Annotated in this window: 3 protein-coding genes and 2 pseudogenes; all 5 read left to right on the top strand. The window is 42.2% G+C overall.

Going from position 1 to position 4240, the window contains the following annotated elements; translation table 11 throughout:
• Positions 1 to 392: pseudogene (locus PGLA_RS28290) on the top strand (T7SS effector LXG polymorphic toxin); the annotation flags it as partial.
• Between the two features lie 71 nt (positions 393 to 463).
• Positions 464 to 1015 (top strand): hypothetical protein, encoded by a 552-nt coding sequence (locus PGLA_RS28685; RefSeq protein WP_068537987.1) that lies wholly within the window; start codon positions 464 to 466, stop codon positions 1013 to 1015.
• 462 nt (positions 1016 to 1477) lie between these two features.
• Complete coding sequence (locus PGLA_RS25295; protein WP_145939673.1) at positions 1478 to 2059, top strand: RHS repeat-associated core domain-containing protein; 582 nt, start codon at positions 1478 to 1480, stop codon at positions 2057 to 2059.
• 14 nt (positions 2060 to 2073) lie between these two features.
• Entirely contained in the window at positions 2074 to 2379 is a 306-nt protein-coding gene (locus tag PGLA_RS25300) for a barstar family protein (protein WP_068537988.1), read from the top strand.
• Between the two features lie 442 nt (positions 2380 to 2821).
• Positions 2822 to 4240, top strand: a pseudogene (locus tag PGLA_RS25305) (RHS repeat-associated core domain-containing protein); the annotation flags it as partial.

Here is a 4240-nt window from a genome sequence, read left to right on the forward strand (position 1 = left end):
TAATGAAGGGGACTTGTGATGTTGCGAAGATTCCTGGCGTCGTACAGAATCGTATTAACATCGCCAATGGACCTACTAGATTTAGTCCTTCTCAAAATGCAGGTTGGGAACATGTTGTTGACCGACACTTTACTCCAGGGAAAAATGCAGGGCAATTTTCTGTTAGTCAGGGTGAAGTGAAAAGTATTTTAGGTAGAAAAGATGTAATTCAGACACCTGCTACAGTACTGGATTCAGGGCAGTATTCTCGAATAGTTAATACTGGACAAGTTGTCGGCACTGTAAAACCAAGCATTCCTGGTGTTGGTGGCACGGGAACTACATGGATACAAGTTTTAACGGATAGTAGAGGTAATGTGGTTACCACTTACCCAGTACCAGCTCCAAAATGATACAGTCAGTGATGGGGGCATATCTTTGCCCCCATTTAATGAATTTATATTTTATCTGTGAAAGGCTGTAGATGATGAATAATAAAAGGGGAAGTAATATATTATGGTCAGAGACAGTGGAGTTGTTTTCAGAAATCAAGAATATGAATTTGACTAGTTTTTTATGTCGGTTAGTTGAAATAGTTAAAAGTAATCAGGAGACAATTAACCAAATATTGAACGAAGGACAACGAAACAGTAAGAACCTTACTTCGGAAAATGAAATTAAATTTTTCCGATTTATCACTACTATTGACCCTGAAATGTATGTTATAGGCTCTACGGGGGACGATTTCAATTTAATTGTTCAAAGCTACATTAGCCGAACACCTAAGTCAGAATTTGAAGTCTTACGAAGGATATCAAACCTGGTGAAAGATATCATAACTTTTACATCATTAGAAGTCTGTCCACAATGTAATAGTGACCATCTTAGAATCGTTACTGATATCAGTAACGAAAGATTGTATAGACATTGTGAAACATGCTCTTTCACTGACACAGCTGATGAAGAGTTCCTAAGACAAGAACTTCTTATTCCTGCAAATATTAAATTTCTTAAGATAGCAGGCTATATAAAGTGATATGTTTCCTTGTTACCAGGTGGATACCCAGTGCTGAATAAACCAATCATTCAACCAATAACACATTTAACCCATGTAATTCCGAAATGAATATTTTTCCATTTCGGTTGTATGCACAGCAATGCTTGAATTTTATACCCTAAATTACGATACTCCGTTACGTTGAATAGGTCGATTATGGTCAGATACCACCATGATTGACCTGTTTTTTGTTATCTTCGTTTTCTTGCGTTTTTTTCAAATTCAATTCGCAATTGTAGAATAACCTGTGGCGATAGAGATGGTGGGAAGAATGTTAGGCACGACAACTAGAGTATAGACAGACAAAGTAAAGAGCACTTTGTCCGCAACATAACTGACCCTTACAGTGATGGTTATGGTGCAGGAAAGAAATCTGGTGAAGACCAGTCAACATATACAGGTAAGGATACGTACTAGGCTAGCCGTCTTACCCTCTAATATATGAGAGCATGGTACTACCATCCAGTCTTACAACGGTTCTTGAACCGAGATATCTTACGTGGAGATCTGATGGATGGGCAGACCCTGAATCGCTACGCGTATGTTAACGGAGATCTGATTCGTTTTATTGATCCGTTGGGATTAATGAAGGGGACTTGTCCTAGTGGGGTACCTGAGGGGACGGGTAATGGTGCAGATAACATTGCACAATTTGCTAAGTACAAGGAATTATTAAAAGCAGAAGAAGCCGCAAACCCCATAGTTGATAGTTTAAGACAAACGGGTCAATTACCTTCAAACTATATTACAAAAACTGTAGCTGAACAGAATGGTTGGAGACCAGGGAAAGCATTAAATAACTCCGTCCAAGGTGGACAAGTTGGTGGGGATGTATTTCAAAATACAACCAAAGTACTGCCGGAAGCACCCGGAAGGGTTTGGTATGAGGCGGATATTGGTCTTAGTAATACCATGTCTAGAAGTAAGCAACCTGGAACAAGGCTGTTGTACTCCAACGATGGACAAATGTATATTACAAATGACCACTATGAAACAGTTAACCTTATCGGAACTTACAAGTAAAGGAATGATAAACATTGACTTCATATGAAGATGATTTAAGAAAAGAAATGGTATCTTTAGATGTTGGTAATATTCAAGACTCGAAGGAATTCCATTCTCTATTAAAGAAAGAATTGGAATTTCCGGATTTTTACGGAATGAACTGGGATGCGTTTTGGGATGCAATTACAGGATTAGTTGAATTGCCTGAGACTCTTAGTTTTGAAGGATGGGATAAACTCAATATCGTTCTACCTGAGGACTCACAAATCCTGTCTAGCCTTTTAAGCAAATTCAACGACGAACATCCTTCCTGGAAATGTAATGTGATTTATAAATAAGATTTACTTAGAGCCTTGAGGTTGTTCCCAAGGCTCTTTCTTCGGAGGGGCGATCAGTGTCGAATGAACAAACTATTCAAACAATAAAACCAAATAACCCTTTTAATAACCATATAAATTTATCTCCATTTCGTTTGTACGCACATCAACGCTTGAATTTTATAACCTAAATAACGCTATTCCGTTACATTGGACAGGTCGATTATGGTCAGATACCACCATAATTGACCTGTTTTTTGTTATGTTCGCTTTCTCGCAGGATTTTCAAAATACTACGCAACTGTAGAGTACGCCGCCCCGATAGGGAGGATGAAAAGGCAAAGCATCTTTTGAGATAGATAGCCCGACCATTAATAGTAGGGGTGGCTAAATCAAATAATTTGATTTTGTCCGCAACAGAACTAAACATAAAAGCGATTGTTACGACGAAGGAAGCAATCTGGTGACGACCAGTTTAAATAATGCGTTAGGTGAAACCATACGTTATGAATACGACGATCAAGGTCACCTGATTCGTGTGATCAATCCACTAGGAGATATCACGAGCTTCACATATAATCATGAGCATTTGTTAGATCAAGAAACGAACGCTGAAGGACACACGACACAATATACTTACGATGAACAACAGCGCTTAGTGGGCATGACCCGTCCCGAAGGAACGACGAGTGAAATCACCTACAATGCTCAAGGACAACGTGCAACCTACCGCGATTTCACGGGCGTACTGCACCGTTACCATTACAATGATGTGGGTGAACTGTCGACGATGGAAGACGGCGAAGGCAGAGCCACACAGATCTCTTATGATACCGTTGGCCGCATCACCATGCTCGAGGATCCATTGGGAGGACAGACATGCCATACCTACGATGCCAACGATAATCTGTCTGTGCTCACCGATCCACTCGGGCGCAAGTGGCATTTCAGCTATGATGCATTTGATCGAATGTTGGAGCAGACGAACCCTTCTGGCAAAGCGACGGTCTATCGGTACACGCCGACAGGAACATTGGAATCCGTGACGAATGCGTTAGGACAGACTGTTCGTTATCGGTACGATGCAGAGGATCGGCTAGAAGAACATCGTAATGCCGTAGGTGAAACGACCAAACTTCGGTATGATCGTGCAGGACGCGTCCTCACGGTCATAGATCCGTTAGATCGTGAAGTTCAGTACACGTATGATGGCGCCGGACGCATGAAGTCGGCCATCGACGGTGAAGGTCGAATCGTCAAAGAATTGACCTATGATGCCGCAGGCAACCCGATTGCCGAAACGGACGGATTGAAGCATACGAAGAACATTCGCTTCAATGCGCTATACCAGCCGGTAGAGGAACAGGATGCATTGGGACGGGTAACCCGTATGAGCTATGATGCGGCTTCTCGCTTGATCGAAGTAATCGAGGCGGACTTAGCTGTTTATCGCCAAGAATACGACGGGGAAGACCGGCTTACAGCCTATATCGATGCGAATGCGAATCGTACAGAACTGCAGTATGATCGAAGTGGATTGCTAACGTCCGAGAAGAATGCAGCCAATAGCGTGCTGAAGTATGGGTACGATGAGCGTGGTTGGCGGAACGAAAGAACGAATGCCCGAGGACAACGAACGGACTACCGATACGATGCGGCAGGCCAGCTCATCGAATTAGTAGATGAAGTAGGAACAACGAAGCTAGACTATGATCTCAACGGCAACATGACCACCGTAACCGAAAATGAGGTAACAACCACACGGACCTATGATGACCTCGGAAGAGTAACGGCAGTTACAGGAGCATGGGGTCAGAGCATTGGATATACGTATGATGCGGCAGATCGGGTAACGAAGCTAACCTATCCAGACGGGAAAGAA

The organism is Paenibacillus glacialis (assembly GCF_001637205.1).
GTDB classification, from domain to species: domain Bacteria; phylum Bacillota; class Bacilli; order Paenibacillales; family Paenibacillaceae; genus Paenibacillus_AQ; species Paenibacillus_AQ glacialis.

Bases quoted from the DNA above. Each gene is read 5' to 3' on its own strand.
- PGLA_RS28685 (WP_068537987.1), top strand. From the start codon at position 464: ATGATGAATAATAAAAGGGGAAGTAATATATTATGGTCAGAGACAGTG.
- PGLA_RS25295 (WP_145939673.1), top strand. From the start codon at position 1,478: ATGAGAGCATGGTACTACCATCCAGTCTTACAACGGTTCTTGAACCGA.